Source organism: Nocardia niwae NBRC 108934 = DSM 45340, from assembly GCF_001613465.1.
GTDB lineage: Bacteria > Actinomycetota > Actinomycetes > Mycobacteriales > Mycobacteriaceae > Nocardia > Nocardia niwae.
Genome location: NZ_BDCK01000035.1, coordinates 22210 through 40562 on the forward strand (window position 1 = coordinate 22210; position 18353 = coordinate 40562).

Consider the following 18353-nt stretch of genomic DNA (forward strand, 5'->3'; position numbering starts at 1 on the left):
GTCAGCCGCGATCGCCGGCTTTCGCGTGTTTGCCCGCGAGGGCGTCGAGACCGAGCATCGCCAGCAGCGACTCACAGTCGGCGGCGTTCTCCGCGTAGCTGGCGACGGTGCGGGCGGCGACGGCGCACTGGCGCGCGTTCTCCGCTTTCTCCGCTGCTCGCGCCTCCGCGAATTCGCCCGGTTCATGGATAAGGGTGATGTGTCGTGCCGACGCCATGAGTCTCCTTGGGGGTTGGTCGCAGACTACGCGGGCGGGCAGCTTCGCGTTACCGGAACGAGACACGTAGGTCGTCGTAGTGCCCAACCCGTGATCTGGATCAGCCGAGCAGTTCGCGGACGACGCCGTCGGCCAGGAGGCGACCGCGGTCGGTGAGGACGAGCCGATCGTCCGCGCTGCGGACGGCGAGGCCGTCGGCGACGACCCGGTCGACGGCGGCGCGGCTCGCGGAGGCCAGGTCGGCCAGCGGCAGGCCGGTGCGCAGCCGGACAGCGAGCATGACCCGCTCGGTGTACCGCTCGTCCGCGCTGAGCGCTTCCCAGCCCGCGGCGGGCAGCCCGCCCGCGCCGACCCGATCGGCGTACCGCGCGGGATGCTTCACGTTCCACCACCGCACGCCGCCGACATGACTGTGCGCGCCCGGCCCGGCGCCGAGCCAGTCACCGCCGTCCCAGTAGCCGAGGTTGTGCCTGCAGACCGCCGCCTCGCCTGCGGCCCAGTTCGACACCTCGTACCAGCCGAAACCCGCCGATCGCAGGCGCGCGTCGATCCGTTCGTAGCGGCCGGCGAGCACGTCGTCGTCCGGCGCGGGGAGTTCGCCCCGGCGCACCCGGCGGGCCAGCGCGGTGCCGTCCTCCACGATCAGCGAGTAGGCCGAGACGTGATCGACGCCCGCGGCGAGCACCGCGTCCAGGCTGGCGTCGAGGTCGGCGTCACGCTCACCGGGCGTCCCGTAGATCAGGTCCAGGTTGACGTGCTCGAACCCCGCGGCGCGCGCCTCCAGGGCGGCGGACACCGCGCGGCCCGGGGTGTGTGTGCGATCGAGCACCTTCAGCACGTGCTCCGCGGCCGACTGCATGCCCAGCGACACCCTGGTGAATCCCGCCGCGCGGATGCGTTCGAAGAACTCCGGGGAAGTGGATTCCGGATTGGACTCCGTGGTGACCTCGGCCCCGGCGGCGAGGGTGAACTCGGCGCGCACGGCGTCCAGCACCGCCGCGAGCCCGTCGCCGCCCAGCAGGGAGGGCGTTCCTCCGCCGACGAAAACGGTGGACACCTCCGGCGTCGGGGTGGGCAGCGCGGCGAACTGCCGCGCCGCGGTGGCGAGCTCACCCCGCAACGCCCTCGACCACGACTGCGGTGAAGCCGACGTGCCGAGTTCGCCCGCGGTGTAGGTGTTGAAATCGCAGTAGCCGCACCGCGTGGCGCAGAACGGCACGTGGACGTAGATCCCGAACGGGCCGTCGCCGAAGTCGTGCAGCACCGGCGCGGAGGTGTCGGTGCGGGCGGAGACGGCGGAAGAACTCACCTGTCCAGTGTGAACGGCGCCGCGACCGCGCCGACGCCCGGGACTCCGCTGCGGTTCACTCCCCCACGACAGGGGTGTTCTGGTTGGCGGTGAGCAGCCAGCGGCCGTCCTCCTTGGACATCACGTACAGCGGGCTGCCTTCGCTGTCCACAACGCCCTCCGGGGTGAGATAACGCTGCCGCACCTTGACCGCGGCCACGTCCGGGCGGATGAACAGCACATGCTCGACCTCGTAGGTGGCGGTGCCGTGCGCGGTGGCCCCCGGCAGCACCCGGGCGGTGAACTCGGCGATTGCGGCGCGTCCGAAGAGTCGTTTGCCGTGCCCGGTGGTCCAGATCGCGTCCTCGCGGAACAGGGCGGCGAATTCCTCGACGAGTTCGTTCCGCTGGGCGTGCTGGACGCTCGCGACCACCGCGTGGATGGCCTCGAGTTCGGCGGCGGTGTCGACAGCTGTGTTACTCATGCCGCCGAGCGTGCTACCTCGACCCCACTCGAGGTCAAGTGGCGTGCGCGGTGTCACACCCGACGCGGTGGGCGTATCACGCGCCTGGTTCGGACCCCGAACTATGACTGCCGTCACAAACCGGGTCGAGCGTCCAGGGCATTTCCCGTCAAAGTGCGGGAAATACTGGACGCGGGGTCGGAAGGCCATCTCTGACGTGGCACAATGGCCGCATGCGCGCTTTGGAGATCCGACTTGTGGCACGTCGCCACGTCGATTACAAGCGCGTCTGTAGCGCCTGCTGTCTGCCCGGTTCCCTCCGGTAGCTCAGCGCGCCCGATCCCCGGCTTCCCGGCGATCCCGACTTCATCGGCCCGCTGACACCGCAGGCGTGAGTCAGCCCCTCACGCCCTCAGCAGGATGTACCACCCACCCCGCAGGAGCGACCCCATGACGTCGAGCACCGACGCCGGTCCGACCGATCAGCCCACGCCCGAACCCCAGCCCGGGCACCGCGCGCGTCCCGACCGCCCGGCCTCCGAACGCCGTGTCCGCCCGGACCGCCCGCGTCCCGAGGCGACCTCCACCGGCCCGCGCGCCCGCACGGGTAAGCCCGTGCGCCGTAAGGCCGAAGGCCAGTGGGCGCTGGGCTACCGCGAGCCGCTGAACCCGAACGAGCAGTCCAAGAAGGACGACAACCCCCTCAACGTCCGCGCCCGCATCGAGAACATCTACGCCAAGACCGGCTTCGACGGCATCGACAAAGGCGACCTGCGCGGCCGGTTCCGCTGGTGGGGCCTCTATACCCAGCGCGAGCAGGGCTACGACGGCACCTGGACCGGCGATGAGAACATCGACCTGCTCGAGGCCAAGTACTTCATGATGCGCGTGCGCTGCGACGGCGGCGCGCTGAACCTCGCGCAGCTGCGCACGCTCGGTCAGATCTCCACCGAGTTCGCCCGCGACACCGCGGATCTGTCCGACCGGGAGAACGTGCAGTACCACTGGATCGAGGTGGAGAACGTCCCCGAGATCTGGAAGCGGATCGAAGCGGTCGGCCTGAAGACCACCGAGGCGTGCGGCGACTGCCCGCGCGTGGTGCTCGGGTCCCCGCTGGCGGGCGAGTCGCTGGACGAGGTCATCGACCCCACGCCCGCGATCGAGGAGATCGTGCGCCGCTACATCGGCAAGAAGGAGTACTCCAACCTGCCGCGCAAGTTCAAGACCGCGATCTCCGGGCAGCAGGACGTGGTGCACGAGATCAACGATGTGGCGTTCATCGGCGTCGTGCACCCCGAGCACGGCCCCGGCCTGGACCTGTGGGTCGGCGGCGGCCTGTCCACCAACCCGATGCTGGCGCAGCGGGTGGGCGTGTGGGTGCCGCTGGCGGAGGTGCCGGACGTGTGGGAGGCCGTCGTCTCGATCTTCCGCGACTACGGCTACCGCCGCCTGCGCACCAAGGCGCGCCTGAAGTTCCTGATCAAGGACTGGGGTATCGAGAAGTTCCGTCAGGTGCTGGAGGACGAGTACCTGAAACGCAAGCTGATCGACGGTCCGGCGCCGGAACAACCGACCAAGCCGATCGACCACGTGGGCGTGCAGCGGCTGCGCAACGGGCTCAACGCCGTCGGCTTCTCCCCCATCGCGGGCCGGGTCTCCGGCACCGTCCTGACGAGGGTCGCCGACGCGGTGCAGCGGATCGGCTCCGACCGCGTCCGGTTCACCCCGTATCAGAAACTGATCGTGCTCGACGTGCCCGACGACAAGGTCGACGCTCTGATCGACGAGCTGGAACCACTCGGCCTGCAGGCGCGGCCCTCGCTGTGGCGGCGCAATCTGATGGCCTGCACCGGCATCGAGTTCTGCAAGCTCTCCTTCGCCGAGACGCGGAAGCGGTCCCAGGCGCTGGTGCCGGAGCTGGAGGAACGGCTGGCGGACCTGAACGCGCAGCTGGACGTCCCGATCACCATCAACATCAACGGTTGCCCGAACTCGTGCGCCCGCTCGCAGATCGCCGACATCGGGTTCAAGGGCCAGCTGGTCGACGACGGCAGCGGGAATCACGTGGAGGGCTTCCAGGTTCACCTCGGTGGCAGCCTCGGCTTCGACAGCGCCTTCGGGCGCAAGCTGCGCCAGCACAAGGTGACCACGCAGGAATTGGGCGACTACATCGACCGCGTGGTGCGCAATTTCGTCAAGCAGCGTACGGACGGCGAACGGTTCGCCCAGTGGGCGGTCCGCGCCGACGAAGCCGACCTGAGATAAGTGTCGACGGGAGATCAACTGTGACAACCGAACTCGCGGAAAAGCTGTCCGAGGACGAGCTCCGCGCCATCGCCGCGCGCGGTGCCGCCGAACTCGACGGCGCCTCGGCGACCGAACTCCTGCAATGGACCGAGGACACCTTCGGCACGAACTACATCGTGGCCTCCAACATGCAGGACGGCGTGCTCGTGCACCTGGCCGCGGGCATCCGCGCCGGCGTGGACGTGCTGTTCCTGGACACCGGCTACCACTTCGCCGAGACCATCGGCACCCGGGACGCGGTCGAGGCCGTGTACGGGGTGAACGTGGTCGACGTCCGCCCGGAACACACGGTCGCCGAACAGGATCGGCTGCTGGGCAAGGATCTGTTCGCCCGCGAGCCGAACGAGTGCTGCCGGTTGCGCAAGGTGGTCCCGCTGCAGAAGTCGCTCGCGGGATACAACGCCTGGGTCACCGGCATCCGCCGGGTGGAGGCGCCGACCCGCGCCAACGCGCCGCTGATCTCGTTCGACGAGGCATTCGGACTGGTGAAGATCAACCCGATCGCGCCGTGGTCCGACGACGAGATGCAGGACTACATCGAAAAGCACGGCATCCTCGTCAATCCCCTGGTCGAGGAGGGGTATCCGTCCATCGGCTGCGCTCCGTGCACGCGGAAGCCGGAGCCCGGAGCCGATCCCCGAAGCGGTCGTTGGGCCGGCCTCGCCAAGACCGAATGCGGGTTGCACACAGCATGACCGAGTCAGGGCCCGGAGGAGGCAGCCTGCGTAACCACGTAGGGCCCCCTCGGGCATGCGGAAAAAGACACAGCATGACCGAGTCAGGGCCCGGAGGAGGCAGCCTGCGTAACCACGTAGGGCCCCTCGGGCATGCGAAGAAGGACACAGCATGACCGAGTCAGGGCCCGGAGGAGGCAGCCTGCGTAACCACGTAGGGCCCCCTCGGGCATGCGAAGAAGGACACAGCATGACCGAAACCATTCGAAGCGAACGTTCGCTCGGCATCAGCGATTTCGACACCCTCGCCGCGCTGGAGTCCGAGGCGATCCACATCTTCCGCGAGGTCGCGGGCGAATTCGAGCGGCCGGTGATCCTGTTCTCCGGCGGCAAGGACTCCACCGTGCTGCTGCACTTGGCGCTCAAGGCGTTCTGGCCCGCGCCGCTGCCGTTCGCGCTGCTGCACGTGGACACCGGGCACAACCTGCCCGAGGTACTGGAATTCCGGGACAAGGTGGTCGAGCGTTACGGCCTGCGCCTGCACGTGGCGAAGGTGGAGGACTACCTCGCCGACGGCAGGCTCACCGAGCGCCCCGACGGCATCCGCAACCCCTTGCAGACCGTCCCGCTGCTGGACGCGATCAGCGAGCACCGGTTCGACGCCGTGTTCGGCGGCGGACGCCGTGACGAGGAGCGTTCGCGCGCCAAGGAGCGGATCTTCTCGCTGCGCAACGCCTTCGGCCAGTGGGACCCGAAGCGGCAGCGTCCCGAGCTGTGGAATCTGTACAACGGGCGCCACGCACCGGGTGAGCACGTGCGGGTGTTCCCGCTGAGCAACTGGACCGAGCTGGACATCTGGCGCTACATCGCCCGCGAGGACATCGACCTGGCGAGCATCTACTACGCGCACGAACGTCCGGTGTACCTGCGCGACGGCATGTGGATGACGCCCGGCGTGTGGGGCGGCCCGCGCGACGGCGAGGTGCTGGAGACCCGGTCGGTGCGCTACCGCACCGTGGGCGACGGTTCCTCCACCGGCGCCGTGCTTTCCGACGCGGCCGACAACGAGGCGATCCTCGCCGAAGTCGCCGCGTCCCGACTGACCGAACGCGGCGCGACCCGCGGTGACGACCGCGTCTCCGAAGCCGCGATGGAAGACCGCAAACGAGAGGGTTATTTCTGACATGTCCGACCTATTGAGGCTGGCCACCGCCGGTTCTGTCGACGACGGCAAGTCCACTCTGGTCGGACGCCTGCTCTACGACACGAAATCCGTTCTGGCCGACCAGATCGACGCCGTCACCCGCGCGTCGGTGGACAAGGGTCTCGCCACACCGGATCTCTCGCTGCTCGTGGACGGACTGCGCGCGGAACGCGAACAGGGCATCACCATCGATGTCGCCTACCGCTACTTCGCCACGCCGCGCCGCTCCTTCGTGCTCGCGGACACCCCCGGGCACGTGCAGTACACCCGCAACACCGTGTCCGGCGCGTCCACCGCGCAACTGGTGATCCTGCTGGTCGACGCGCGCAAGGGCGTCATCGAGCAGACCCGCAGGCACGCCGCCGTGCTCGCGCTGCTCGGCGTGCCGAAGCTGGTGCTCGCGGTGAACAAGATCGATCTGGTGGACGACGCCGCCGCCGTCTTCGCCGCGATCTCCGCGGAGTTCAACGAGCTGACCAGCACGCTGGGCTGGTCGAGCGAGGACGTGCTGGAGATCCCGGTCTCGGCGCTGCACGGCGACAACATCGCCACCCGGTCGGACAACACCCCGTACTACGACGGCCCCTCGCTGATCGAGCACCTGGAGTCGGTGCCGGTCGACGCCGACAGCACCGGCAGCCACGCGCTGGGCTTGCGGTTCCCGGTGCAGTACGTGATCCGGCCGCGTACCGCCGAGCACCCGGACTACCGTGGCTACGCCGGGCAGATCGCCGCGGGCGCGGTCGCCCCGGGCGACGAGGTCGTGGTGCTGCCCTCGGGTATCCGCACGACCGTGGAGCGGATCGACACTCCCGACGGCGAACTCGCGGTGGCGCAGGCGGGACGCAGCGTCACGTTGATCCTCGCCGATGACGTGGATATCTCCCGGGGCGACATCATCGCCTCGACCGCCGACGCCCCGGAGCCGGTCGACGCCTTCGACGCCACCGTGTGCTGGCTGGGCGACAAGCCGCTGCGCCCCGGCGCGCGACTGCTGCTCAAGCACGGCACCCGCACCACCCAGGCGATCGTCGGCGCGCTGCTGGAGCGCTTCGACGAGCAGCGCCTGGCGGCCGATCCGAACCCGGAGTCCTTGGAGCTCAACGACATCGGGCGCATCTCGGTGCGGGTCGCCGAGCCGATCGCGGCCGACGACTACCGAGCGAACCGGCACACCGGAAGCTTCCTGCTGATCGACCCGGCCGGTGGCAACACGCTGGCGGCGGGCCTGGTCGGCGACGTGCTGACCGCCGTCGAGGTCGGCACCGGAGCCTGAGATGGCCGTGCGGCGAGCTTTTTTCGGCGACCCGCCGGTTCCGCGCGCCTGTGGCCCGGCGTCCCGGCTCGATCATCCGGGCGCGCTCGACCGGAGCGCGGCGCGGCCGCCCGCGCTGATCGCGGTGGCCCACGGCAGTCGTGACCCGCGCTCGGCGGCGACCGTGGCGGAGATGGTCGGCGCCGTCGCGGCCACGCGTCCTGACCTCGACGTCCGGACCGCGTTCCTCGATCTCACCGCTCCGTCGGTGGAACAGGTCGTGGACGCCGTCGCCGCCGATGGGCACACCCATGCCGTGGTGACGCCGCTGTTGCTCGGTAGCGCCTTCCACGCCAGGGTCGACCTGCCCGGACTGCTCGCCGCCGCCCGCGCACGGCATCTCGGGTTGCGCCTGACCCAAGCCGACGTGCTCGGCGCGGACGCCGGATTGATCGGTGTGCTGCGCGACCGCGTGCTCGCCGCAGTCTCCGGGCGGGCGGGGGCGGATCGGCGCCTGGGCGTCGCCGTCGCGGCGGTGGGCTCGTCGTCGGCCGCGGCCAACGCACGCACCGCCGAAGTGGCCACGCGCCTGGCCGCCCACACCGGTTGGCACACCGAGATGTGCTTCGCGACCACCGAACCGTCGGTGACCGAAGCGATCGCACGACTGCGCGCCCGCGGCGCGGACCACGTGCTGGTCGCCCCCTGGTTTCTCGCACCAGGGTTGCTGACCGATCGCCTCGCCCACGCGGCGCCGCGGGCGATCCACGCCGATGTGCTCGGCGCGCATCCGGCCCTCACCCGGGTCGTCCTGGATCGCTATCACGCGGCAATTACGCAGACGCGCGCGCTCTCGGCGTGACCGTTCGGCGTCGAACGGCCGACCCGGTCCCTGGGAACCACGGAGTCGTCCGCCGGCGCGCTCCTCGTGCTAGGAACATGGCATGGTCGAGTCGTTCCGCACCACCTCCTGCGCCAGCCACGGGCACCCGGAGTTCACCGTCGTCTTCACCGAGCCGCAGTTGCCCGGCATGGAGCACTGGCTGCTGTCGTATCTGGAGTCCACCGTCGCGGCGGGCACGCAGTACCGCCCGGGCGAGACGATCCGGATCGGCTGGAATCTGGTCCGGGTGCGTGGCCGCGACGACGGCACCCTGGGGCTCGCCGAGCGCACCGATACGCAGACCTGGGCCGAGCAGGTCGACCGCACGCTGCGCGACGTCTGGTATCAGCGCGAAGTGGCGGCCGGTGTCGGCTTGACCGATCGCCTGGACTTTCCCGCCGAGGACCAGCAGGCGATTGTCTCGTCCTGCGGGCTGGAATCCCCGGTGCTAGTCCTGGCCCGTGCCGCGACCGACGACCCGGAATTCTCCGGCTGGTCGGTCGAGTGCTTCGAAGACCACGCGCATCGCGCGTCGTACTACACCACGCTGCTAGAACTGGCCACCGCCATGCCGTTCGCGGTGCAATTCCTCGCGCTTCCGGCCACGACCACGGTGCTGATCGAAAGCCCCGAGATCACCCCCACCGGAGCCATCCGGCCGCACATCGTGGACGCCGACGGCGTCGAATTGTGCCCGATGCCGGGCTCTTACCTGGACTACCTGGTCAACGGCTCACCAGCGGACTAGTCACCGGCCTCCGAGCAGATCCGCCACGACGGCGTACGCGGTGCGCACGCCCCGCTCGTCGCCCAGCTGCCGCGCGGTGTGCGCCGCGGCGATCACCGCGTCCAGTTCGAAGGCCACCGCCTCGGCGGAACGGCCGTCGAGATGCTCCTGCTCTCGAGCGCGGCGAATCTCCCTCGTCAGGAATGCGAGCCAGTCCCGGCGGTCTTCGGCGATGGCGTCGCGTACCGGTCCCGGTCTGCTGTCGAATTCGGCGAGAGTCGCGACGCGGAAGCACCCGCCGGGAAATGCCGGGTCGGCCACCTGACCCAACCAGCGCTCGACCAGGGCGCGCAGGCGCGGTAGTCCCGCGGGCTCGCGCAGGCTCGGCGTGATGACCTCGTCGACGAAGACCTGCCGCGCGGTCTTCACCGCGGCGAGCTGCAAACTCTCCTTGCTGCCGAACAGGGTGGCGATGCCGCTTTTGCTCAGCCCCAGATCGGCTGCCAAACGGCCGATGCTGAGGCCGGTGAGGCCTTCGACGGAGGCCACGTCGGCGGCGCGGCGAGCGATCGACGCCCGCGCACGGGCGCCTTTTGCCAAGCGCTGATCGGTTTCGCGCGGGTGGCCGCCCGCAGTGACGGACTCGGTCATGACGTCATTCTTCCACTTGGACGTTGCACATACGAACGTATGGTCGTACTTTAAGTGAACGAACGATCGTGCGTTTTGTTTCCCCACTTCCTAAGGACTCCTCATGACCGACGCGTCCGTGCGGCTGGACCGCCCACCGACCACGACCGCGGCTACCCGCACCTTGCTCATCGCTTGCGGCGCGGCATTCATCGCTTTCCTCGACCTCTCGGTCGTCAACATCGCTTTCCCCTCGATTCACCGGGACTTCCCCGGCACGGCCACCACCACGCTGACCTGGATCGTCAGCGGGTACGCGGTCGCGTTCGCCGCGCTGCTCACACCGGCCGGACGTTTCGCCGACACGCTCGGACGCCGCAGGCTGTTCCTCGGCGCACTGGCCGGTTTTGCAATCACCTCCCTGCTGTGCGGACTCGCTCCGACGGCGGGCTGGCTCATCGCGGGCCGGGTGCTGCAGGGCGCCACAGCGGCGCTGATGGTGCCCTCGGCCCTCGGTCTGGTGCTCGCCGCCACCCCACGGGAGAAGATCGGAGCGGCCATCGGAGCGTGGTCGGCCGCGGGCGGGTTCGCCGCGGTGGTCGGTCCCGCGCTCGGTGGCGCGCTGGTCGAAGGATTCGACTGGCGGGCGGTCTTCGTGATCAACGTTCCGGTGGCTGTCGTGCTCATCGCCGCGGCGGTGCGCACTCCGGCCGCGGACGGCCGTCCTTCGGGCGGCGCGCTGCCGGATCCGATCGGCACCCTCGCGGTGGCGCTGGGGCTCGGCGGGCTGGTCGCGGGCGTCACCGAAGGGCAGCGCTGGGGCTGGGCCTCGGCGGGGACGCTGACCGCGCTGATCGGCGGCGGACTGCTGGTGGTCGCCGCGCTCGTCCGCTCCGCACGTCACCGCGAGCCCGCGATCGCCGTGGACCTCTGGCGCAGCAGGTCCTACGCGCTGGCCAACGCGACCTCGTTCGTCTTCGGAGCCGCCATGTTCGCCTGGTTGCTGTCGGGACCGCTGTTCCTGGACGCGATCTGGGGATACTCGGTGCTCGGCTCCGCGGGCGCGATGACCATCGGGGCGGTCGCGTCGATCGTGACGGCGACCGTCGCGGGCCGGATCCCCTCCCCCACGGCCAGGCGCTGGCTGGGTGTGCTCGGTGCGGCGATGTTCGTCGCGTGCACCGTATGGATGAGCACGGACGCGTTCGGACCCACCCCGAACCTGTGGGCGGCGTGGATTCCGGCAGGCGTGCTCGGCGGCGGAGGCATCGGCTTCGTCGTCACCGTGCTGGGCACCGCCGCGGCCAGTTCCCTTCCGCCGCAGCAGTTCGCCGCCGGGACCGGCATGAATCTGACCGCGCGGCAGGTGGGCGGCGCGCTCGGCGTCGCGGTGCTGGCCGCTGTGTTCGCGGCGCGACCCGACGATCCCATCGGCGCGTTCCACACCCTCTTCGCCGTGTGCGCGGGCATCGCGGCCGCGGCCGCCTGCCTGGCGGCGCTACCGTCCCGCATCCCCGCCTTCTCCGTCGACAACTAGGAAAAACAGTGAGCGACAAGGCTATTCGAACCGAAGCGAACGACCCGCTGGTGCTGCCTGCTGCGGAACAGCGACGCCTGCTCGCCGACGCGCCGTGGCAGCGCTACGCGGTGCTCGGCGACTCCATCGCGCAGGGCGTCGGCGACCCCAGCCCGGGATACGAACCGGTGGGCTGGGCCGATCGCGTCGCGGGCGTGCTCAGCGCGGTCCGCCCGGGTCTGGCCTACCTGAACACCGGCCGGATCGGCGCCACCTCCGCCCAGGTCCTCGCCGAACAGCTGCCGACCGTCCTCGAATTCCAGCCCGACCTGGTCCACCTCAGCTGCGGCGGCAACGATCTATTCCTGCCCGGCGGTGATCTCGCCGAGCTGCGGACGAACCTGGACACCCTGTTCGCGACGCTGACCCGCACCGGCGCGCAGGTCGTCACGTTCACCCTGGCCGACGTGTGGGAGATCGACCGCATGGCGCCCATGCGCCCGATGCGCGAACGGATGGCCGCGCTCAACGATCTGGTCCGCGAACTGGCCGTCCGCTACGACGCACTCCTGCTCGAACTCTGGGACCACCCGCTGCGCCTGCGGCCGGACCTGATGAGCGCCGACCTCATCCACTTCAGCACGAGCGGCCACGCGGTACTGGCCTCGGATATGGTGCGCACGCTGGCGGGTCACGTTCTCGCGCCGCGCTGACGCACCTTTGTCACGATGCCGCATCGGGCGGACGGTCCGGTCCGTAGCGGTCGAGCAGTTCGGCGCCCAGGCGGGCCAGCTCGGCGCGGACATCGGCAGGACCGAGCACCTCGATCGAGGCGCCCCAACCGGCCAGCTGCTGGGCGAGCATCCAGGCGGTGGGGGCCGTGACGCGAACCCGGACGCGACCGTCACCGGCCGGGCCGTCCACCACGCAGTTCCTGCCCTGCTGGTCGCGCAGAACCGGCAGCAGGCGTTCGGAGATCAACAGGGTGGCGGCGGTGGTCGCGCGGCGCCGCTCCATCTCCTCGACCACTTTCGCCCACGCGGCCGAGAGGTCGAAATCGTCCGGGCGGTGCGCTGGTTCGCCGGTGAGCACCGCCTCGGCGATCCGGTCGACGCGGAACGTCCGCTGGCCTCGCTCGGTCCCGGCGACCAGGTACCAGACGGCGTCCTTGTCCACCAGCCCCCACGGATCGACCAGACGCTCGGATCGCTCGCCGGTGCGGTTGTCATAGCGCAGCCGCACCTTGTTGCGCTGCACGACAGCGCGTTGCAGCAGCGACACCACCGGCGGCAGCTCGCGGTCGGTCGCGCCCCAGCGCGCCGGGTCGATCACCACGGCATCGGCCGCCGCTTCCGCATCCCCTCGGAAGGTCTGCGGTAGCGCCCGGACCAGCTTGCGCAGCGCCGACCTGGCCTCCGGCACCGCACCCGCGGACGGACCGGCCAGGAGGAACAACGCCCGCGCCTCCCCCGCCGTCAGCCCGCTCAGATCCGTGCGCGCACCGCCCACCAGCGACCAGCCGCCGCCGCGCCCGGGCTGTGGATACACCGGCACCCCGGCGGCCGAGAGCGCCTCCAGATCCCGGCGCGCGGTGGCGACCGAGGTCTCCAGTTCCGCGGCGACCTGCGCGGCCGTCACCCGTCCCCGGCTCTGCATCATCAGCAGGATCGCCACCAATCGGTCCGCTCGCATGTGCACAATTCTGCCGCTGAAAGTGCTCATTCCGTGCGCACTTTGGATCGGATGATGGTTGCACCACGGAAGAAACGACTCGAAGGAGAACCCCATGCTGCGCGGAATGGCGACGAGCACCTTCTACGCCGACGACCTCGAGGCCGCCAAGGACTGGTACACCCGGTTCTTCGGCATCGAGCCCTACTACCACGTCCCCGGCGGCTACTACGAGTTCCGCCTCGGCGACTACCAGCACGAATTCGGCATCGTGAACCGCGCCTACGCCCCCGCCGGAGCCCGCAACGCCCCCGGCGGCGCCATCGTCAACTGGCACGTCGACGACCTGCGCGCCGCCTTCGACCGTCTGCTCGAACTCGGCGCGACCGTCTACGACCCCATCACGCCGCGCGGCGAGGGCGGAGGCTTCGTCACCGCCGCCGTGGTCGACCCGTTCGGCAACGTCCTCGGCCTCATGTCCAACCCGCACTACCTGGAGGTCCTGGCCGAAACCGGGCCCGCGTAGAGCGACCGACAGTGGCCCTCCGATCCGGCGAGCCGGGCACTCCCACCCCGACATCGGCGTTGTCTACCCGGGCTGCCGGGCATCGGCTGGAAGTGGTTCAGCGTTGCCGCCGCCGGGCGGGAATGCGGCTGCCGCACGTCGAACGAGTCGGGCGCGGTGGTCATAGCAGCGCAACCGACCGTAGCGGTGGCGGGCGTTCGGCTGGTTGGATCGGTGATGCCATGCGGTTTCGTCGTAGGGAAACTCCGACTCGCGCAGGGCCGTTCTCCCGTCGAGCGACGCAAGGAAGAAGGTAAGGGATGCCCGAGTTCGAGGGCGACGAAAGAACCGGGCGTTCGATCGAACAACCACCAGGAGCGGTCTTCCCGGATGACGGATTGACTCGAACGCCCCGGCTACACCGGATACTGCTGGATTCGGCCGACGTCGCGCGCGAGATCGGACACGATTTCGTCGGTGTCGAACACCTCGTACTCGCGATCCTGCGTGAGGGGAGATCGGTCCCCGTCCACGTACTCGCGCGAATGATGAACCCGGTCGACTACGCCGAAGCATTGACCGACTTCCTGCGTTCGGACGGATACAACACACCCGGGACGGCAACCGGTGGACGGAGTGGATCCGACGGAGGCTGACAGCGCAGGCGATTCTCCTGGCGCCTGGTCAGGGGCGGTACCAGCGCTCCAGGACGGTGGCGACGCCGTCGTCGAGGACGTGACCGGTCACTTCGTCGGCGAGGTCGCGAATGTCTTCGGGCGCGTTGGCCATCGCGACCGAATGCGCTGCCCAGCGCAGCATGTCGCGATCGTTGTATCCGTCGCCGATGGCCAGGGTCGCCTCGTCCGGGACGCCCAGCGCGAGACGGAGCTGTTCGAGCGCCCATCCCTTCGACACGCCCTGCCGGGAGACGGTGAGCCACGGCCCGAACTCGCCGTGCACCCAGCTCGCTCCGGGCACTTGTAAGGAGCGCAGCGCGAGCAGCATCTCCTCCAGCGAACCGTCCGGCAACCAGCCGTTCAGGCGCGGAGTCGGCTCGCTGCTCAACGCGTGGTGGTCGACGAGCAGGTACTCGCCCAAGGAGAATTCGCCGGGACCGGCGCCGGTGGCCCAGGTGCCGATGCCGACCTTCTCCACGGCGAAGATCATCGCCGGGAACAGGGCGCGCAACGCGGTGATCGCCGGCGCGGGATCGAATGATTGAATCGCGACCGGTTCTCCTCTGGCCACGTCGATGTGCACGGCGCCGTTCGAGCACAAGGCATGTCCGTCCCGCAGACCGAGTTCGGTGAGCACCGGGCGCGTGGTCAGCAGCGTGCGCCCGGTGGTCACCACGACGTGCGCCCCCGCCGCCACGGCCGCGCGCACGGCCGCGACCACCCGCGTACTGATCGGTGTTCCCGTGTCCAGCAGCGTCCCGTCCACGTCCAGCGCGATCAGCTGGGGACCCCCGGATGCCATCAATCCATTGTGCCTCGGCCGCACCGCGTCCAGCGGTGAATCCGGCGCGACGAGACTCGCACCCGCGCCGGATGATTCGCCGTCCGATCCGTCGCCGCTAACGACCGCGGCCTCCGCCTCCGCCCGCGCCACCGCCGCCCGCGGACGAACCGCCGACCGAGCCGGACCGGCCTCGTGAGCCGCCGGACGACGAAGCGCCGGAGGAGTTCCCACCCGAATGACCGCCCGCCGACGATGCGCCGCCCGGACGCCCGCCCGATGCGGAACCACCGGTCGACGAATTACCGGCCGCCCCTGCGGAGGACGACCCGTGCGTCGAGGAGTTGCCGGTCGACCCACCGGAAGACGAACCGCCCGTGGACGCATCCGCCGAAGCGCCCGAAGACGAACCATCCGATGAAGATTCACCGGTGGATGCACCCGAAGACGAACCATGCGACGAAGAAGCGCCGGTCGACCCACCCGAAGACGAACCATGCGACGAAGAAGCGCCGGTCGACTCGCCTGACGACCCGCCGCCCGGCGAGTCGTCGGAGGATCCGTTCGCGGTGGAGTCGGTCCCTGAACCCCCGCTCGATGCGGTCCCACCACTCGAGGACGCTCCCCCGGTGTTCGCACCGCCGGAGGAGGAACTCCCCTCGGATGTGCCGCCCTGCGTTCCCGATCCAGCACCCGGAGAATCGGGCGTCCCGCTCGATGGATTGCCCGCCGAGCTTCCCGGCGTGGTCCCGCCGGGAGCCGGGCCGGGTTCCGCAGGCGTCGATCCGTTTTGCGGTGCGGGAGCGTTCGATCCCGGCGTTCCCGGCGGGGTCGACTGGCCGGGAAGACCCGGAATCTGCCCCGGTTGCGGCAGACCAGGTGTCGAAGGCTGCCCGGGAACGGGCGGCTGCGCGCTGTCTGCGGGGGCGGGACGGACAACCGGCGCGAACGGTAGCGGATTCACGAAGTAGGCGGGATCGCCGTAGCCGCGGTAGCGCAATCCGCCCGGGGCACAGCAATTCCGCGGGTCACGGTGCGAGCCGGGCTGCGACTCCGCCACCGAAGGACCATAGGCGGCGCTGCGCGGAGCCGGTGTGACGAACCGGGTGTAGGCCGAGGTCCGCTGCGCGAGAACAGCCCGGCCCGAGTGCCATGTGCTGGGCGCGGTCACCCAGGACCAGGCATCCGCGAGTTGCTCGTTTCCGACGTCGACCAGCAGGCTGTCGGTCGGCGCTCCGAGTTCGGGCAGACGCTCGAGCAGCGGCGACAGCTCGGGAACGGTCGGGCCGCCGAAGACCGTGACCGCCGACATCGCGACCGCGGAGACCACCGCCGCGCTGGAGAACACCGCCACCCGAGGCGCGGAGGAACGGCTGTCGGAGGCGCCGAGCGCCATGGTGCGCGCCGCCATGAGCGCGGCTCCAGCGGCGATCGTCTGGCCGGGATCCGCCGAGATCACCACGGGGCGACCGAGTTCGGCGAGCGTCCGCGCCACTTCCGAGGGGCGCGACGCGCCACCCACCAGCAGGATGCCGCTGATATCGGACAGGGTGATGCCCGCCTCCCGCACGCAGTCGCGGACCAGTTGCAGTGAGTCCTGCACATGTGCGACGCGCAGCCCGTCGATGTCGACGATGGACGTCATCGACAGTCCCGCGGACGACACGTCCGGAGCGTATCGCGCGATCATCGATCCCAGCGGCCTGCCGCCGAAATCGTAGGAACGCTTCGGCTTCCCGATCATCGGATGGTTGTCCCAGTCCGGACCGACGCGCACGATGCTCACGTCGAGGCTGGTGCCCCCCAGGTCGTAGATCAAGACGAAGCCGGTGTTCAGCGGTCCCCGCTCGAACTCCAGCCATTCCGCGGCCGCGACCGGCTCGGGCACCAGGAGCACATCCCCCGCCCCGGATAGGTCCAGCGCTTGCCGCAGCAGCGCCACCTGCTTGTCGGAATACACTGCGGGATAGGTGGTCACGACGCCCGCCTCGGCTGCGCCCGGCTGAGCCGCCCGCAGCTCGCCGACCACCGCGGCGACGAGATTGGCCGGCGACCAGATGCGGCCGCCGACGATCACCGCTTCCGGGTCCCGGGCGAGATCGGCGAAATCCGTGACCGCCATGCTGAATTGCGGAATCCCGCCCAGACGCAGTCCGCCCGCGCTGTCGAAGGTCACCGCGGTGCGCCGAGACCGCACCGCCGGCCGTGGTAGGTCCGCGCTGACCGAAGCCGTCACGGAGTTCACTGCACCGATGCTGAAACCCAGACCTGTAGTCATTCGCTATCCCGTCAACGCACCGTGACCACGTCCATCACATGGCGGTCCCCTGTGGCCGCGGTCGTCTTCCAAACAGCCACCACAGGTTAGCTGTTTCGCGTCCACGTGGATGCGCAATTGATACGGATTGTTCGTCCGAGCGCCATTGTCGTCCGAAATGCCAGGTAGATACGAGTCCTCCATGCCGTCCAGCCCGCTGGACAACGCGAATCATTCTGCGCTTCCGATTATTCCGCTATCACACAGCGATCTCGATATCGTCGACTCGATCCGACCCGACGCCGGTTTGGCGAGCGAAAACACATCTCACGACAGGCACCGACCGGTCGGTAACCAGATCATTGCTCCCGCTGTCGCTTCGAAGAGACCCATGTCGACGCCGATTAATGACGCATCAACTAGATGTCCGATTATCGCCAGCATCGCCGTAGGCGTCCGGCTTGACTCGACAACGGGTCCCACCACGGAGGCGGGATCGCGAGAGCGGAGAGGAAGTCGAACGATGGCAACACGGTTCGCGGAGCAGGTCGTCCTGGTCACCGGTGCGACCTCGGGTGTCGGCAAAGCGGTGGCGTTGCGCGTCGCGAGCGAAGGCGCCGCGGTGGTGCTCGGCGCCCGGGGCAAGGACGCGGGTGAGCAGGTGGCCGCCGATATCCGCGCGGCAGGCGGGCGGGCGCTGTTCGTGCCGACCGATGTCACGGTCGAACAGGACGTGGCCCGGCTGACCGACGCCGCGCTGTCCGAATACGGCCGCTTGGACGCGGCGTTCAACAACGCGGGCGCGGTGTGCGCCTTCGGTCCGGTCGCGGAGATCGACGAGGCGGGCTGGCGTGCCGACCTGGAACTCAACCTCACCAGTGTGTTCTACGGCTTGCGGCATCAGGTGCCCGCGCTGGCGGCCTCCGGCGGCGGCGCGATCCTGAACAACGCGTCGAATCTCGGTGTGGTCGGCATGGGTTCGGTGGCGCCGTACGTGGCCGCCAAGCACGGGGTGGTCGGTTTGACCCGGGCGGTGGCGCTCGAGGCGGCCGATCAGGGCATCCGGGTGAACGCACTCGTGTCGGGCGCGATCGACACCCCGGCGTTCCGGAATTCCATGGGCGCGACGCCCGAAGGAGAGGCCGCTATCGCGGCGCTGCACCCGCTGGGCCGTATCGCGACGCCTCAGGAGGTCGCCTCGTTCTGCGCGTATCTGCTCAGCGGTGAAGCGAGTTTCGTCACCGGCGCGGCGCTCGCCATCGATGGCGGTTTCACCGCACGGTGACTCCCGCACCGTG

At 69.7% G+C, this 18353-nt stretch carries 19 protein-coding genes; 12 read left to right on the forward strand and 7 right to left on the reverse strand.

What is annotated here, in order from left to right:
- Position 1: 1 nt before the first annotated feature.
- The 3 genes from NNI01S_RS24790 to NNI01S_RS24800 form a co-directional block, all read right to left on the reverse strand.
- On the reverse strand, positions 2–217 hold the full coding sequence (locus tag NNI01S_RS24790) for a hypothetical protein (RefSeq protein ID WP_063022548.1): 216 nt from the start codon (positions 215–217) through the stop codon (positions 2–4).
- Between the two features lie 100 nt (positions 218–317).
- A complete protein-coding gene (hemW, locus tag NNI01S_RS24795; RefSeq protein ID WP_084489290.1) occupies positions 318–1526 on the reverse strand; it encodes a radical SAM family heme chaperone HemW in 1209 nt (402 codons plus the stop codon).
- A 55-nt stretch (positions 1527–1581) separates the two neighbouring features.
- Positions 1582–1989 carry an SgcJ/EcaC family oxidoreductase gene (locus NNI01S_RS24800; protein WP_063022549.1) on the reverse strand — a complete coding sequence of 136 codons (408 nt, stop codon included), beginning with the start codon at positions 1987–1989 and terminating at the stop codon, positions 1582–1584.
- 212 nt (positions 1990–2201) lie between these two features.
- Between NNI01S_RS24800 and NNI01S_RS36580 the strand changes: the two genes are divergently transcribed.
- The 7 genes from NNI01S_RS36580 (at position 2202) to NNI01S_RS24830 (ending at position 9039) form a co-directional block, all read left to right on the forward strand.
- Positions 2202–2294 carry an Ms4527A family Cys-rich leader peptide gene (locus tag NNI01S_RS36580; protein ID WP_350356343.1) on the forward strand — a complete coding sequence of 31 codons (93 nt, stop codon included), beginning with the start codon at positions 2202–2204 and terminating at the stop codon, positions 2292–2294.
- A gap of 124 nt (positions 2295–2418) precedes the next feature.
- A complete protein-coding gene (locus NNI01S_RS24805) occupies positions 2419–4233 on the forward strand; it encodes a nitrite/sulfite reductase (protein WP_245676358.1) in 1815 nt (604 codons plus the stop codon).
- A 20-nt stretch (positions 4234–4253) separates the two neighbouring features.
- On the forward strand, positions 4254–4970 hold the full coding sequence (locus tag NNI01S_RS24810) for a phosphoadenylyl-sulfate reductase (protein WP_063022550.1): 717 nt from the start codon (positions 4254–4256) through the stop codon (positions 4968–4970).
- Between the two features lie 229 nt (positions 4971–5199).
- The gene (cysD, locus tag NNI01S_RS24815) at positions 5200–6132 is read left to right on the forward strand and encodes a sulfate adenylyltransferase subunit CysD (RefSeq protein ID WP_063022551.1); all 933 of its coding nucleotides are present in this window, start codon (positions 5200–5202) and stop codon (positions 6130–6132) included.
- Between the two features lies 1 nt (position 6133).
- A complete protein-coding gene (locus NNI01S_RS24820; protein ID WP_063022552.1) occupies positions 6134–7429 on the forward strand; it encodes a sulfate adenylyltransferase subunit 1 in 1296 nt (431 codons plus the stop codon).
- 1 nt (position 7430) lies between these two features.
- A complete protein-coding gene (locus NNI01S_RS24825) occupies positions 7431–8270 on the forward strand; it encodes a sirohydrochlorin chelatase (protein ID WP_084489291.1) in 840 nt (279 codons plus the stop codon).
- Between the two features lie 82 nt (positions 8271–8352).
- Positions 8353–9039: a hypothetical protein gene (locus NNI01S_RS24830; RefSeq protein ID WP_063022553.1), complete on the forward strand. Its 687-nt coding sequence runs from the start codon at positions 8353–8355 to the stop codon at positions 9037–9039.
- Here NNI01S_RS24830 and NNI01S_RS24835 read toward each other — a convergent pair whose 3' ends face one another.
- A complete protein-coding gene (locus tag NNI01S_RS24835) occupies positions 9040–9669 on the reverse strand; it encodes a TetR/AcrR family transcriptional regulator (RefSeq protein ID WP_063022554.1) in 630 nt (209 codons plus the stop codon).
- Positions 9670–9772: 103 nt separating this feature from the next.
- On the opposite strand from NNI01S_RS24835, the gene NNI01S_RS34740 reads away from it, so the two are divergent.
- The gene (locus NNI01S_RS34740) at positions 9773–11185 is read left to right on the forward strand and encodes an MFS transporter (RefSeq protein ID WP_063022555.1); all 1413 of its coding nucleotides are present in this window, start codon (positions 9773–9775) and stop codon (positions 11183–11185) included.
- Between the two features lie 8 nt (positions 11186–11193).
- A complete protein-coding gene (locus NNI01S_RS24845) occupies positions 11194–11877 on the forward strand; it encodes an SGNH/GDSL hydrolase family protein (RefSeq protein WP_063022556.1) in 684 nt (227 codons plus the stop codon).
- Positions 11878–11887: 10 nt separating this feature from the next.
- On the opposite strand, the gene NNI01S_RS24850 is transcribed toward NNI01S_RS24845, so the two are convergent.
- Positions 11888–12856 carry a helix-turn-helix transcriptional regulator gene (locus NNI01S_RS24850; protein WP_063022586.1) on the reverse strand — a complete coding sequence of 323 codons (969 nt, stop codon included), beginning with the start codon at positions 12854–12856 and terminating at the stop codon, positions 11888–11890.
- A 94-nt stretch (positions 12857–12950) separates the two neighbouring features.
- On the opposite strand from NNI01S_RS24850, the gene NNI01S_RS24855 reads away from it, so the two are divergent.
- Together NNI01S_RS24855 and NNI01S_RS33820 are read left to right on the forward strand one after the other, a co-directional pair.
- On the forward strand, positions 12951–13361 hold the full coding sequence (locus NNI01S_RS24855; protein WP_063022557.1) for a VOC family protein: 411 nt from the start codon (positions 12951–12953) through the stop codon (positions 13359–13361).
- A 299-nt stretch (positions 13362–13660) separates the two neighbouring features.
- A complete protein-coding gene (locus NNI01S_RS33820; RefSeq protein ID WP_084489293.1) occupies positions 13661–13996 on the forward strand; it encodes a Clp protease N-terminal domain-containing protein in 336 nt (111 codons plus the stop codon).
- Between the two features lie 28 nt (positions 13997–14024).
- On the opposite strand, the gene NNI01S_RS24860 is transcribed toward NNI01S_RS33820, so the two are convergent.
- On the reverse strand, positions 14025–14819 hold the full coding sequence (locus NNI01S_RS24860) for an HAD family hydrolase (RefSeq protein ID WP_063022587.1): 795 nt from the start codon (positions 14817–14819) through the stop codon (positions 14025–14027).
- A 97-nt stretch (positions 14820–14916) separates the two neighbouring features.
- Positions 14917–17043: an Hsp70 family protein gene (locus NNI01S_RS34745; protein WP_063022558.1), complete on the reverse strand. Its 2127-nt coding sequence runs from the start codon at positions 17041–17043 to the stop codon at positions 14917–14919.
- 535 nt (positions 17044–17578) lie between these two features.
- Here NNI01S_RS34745 and NNI01S_RS24870 point away from each other — a divergent pair.
- Positions 17579–18340, forward strand: coding sequence for an SDR family NAD(P)-dependent oxidoreductase (locus NNI01S_RS24870; protein ID WP_063022559.1), 762 nt, complete (start codon positions 17579–17581; stop codon positions 18338–18340).
- Positions 18341–18353 lie beyond the last annotated feature (13 nt).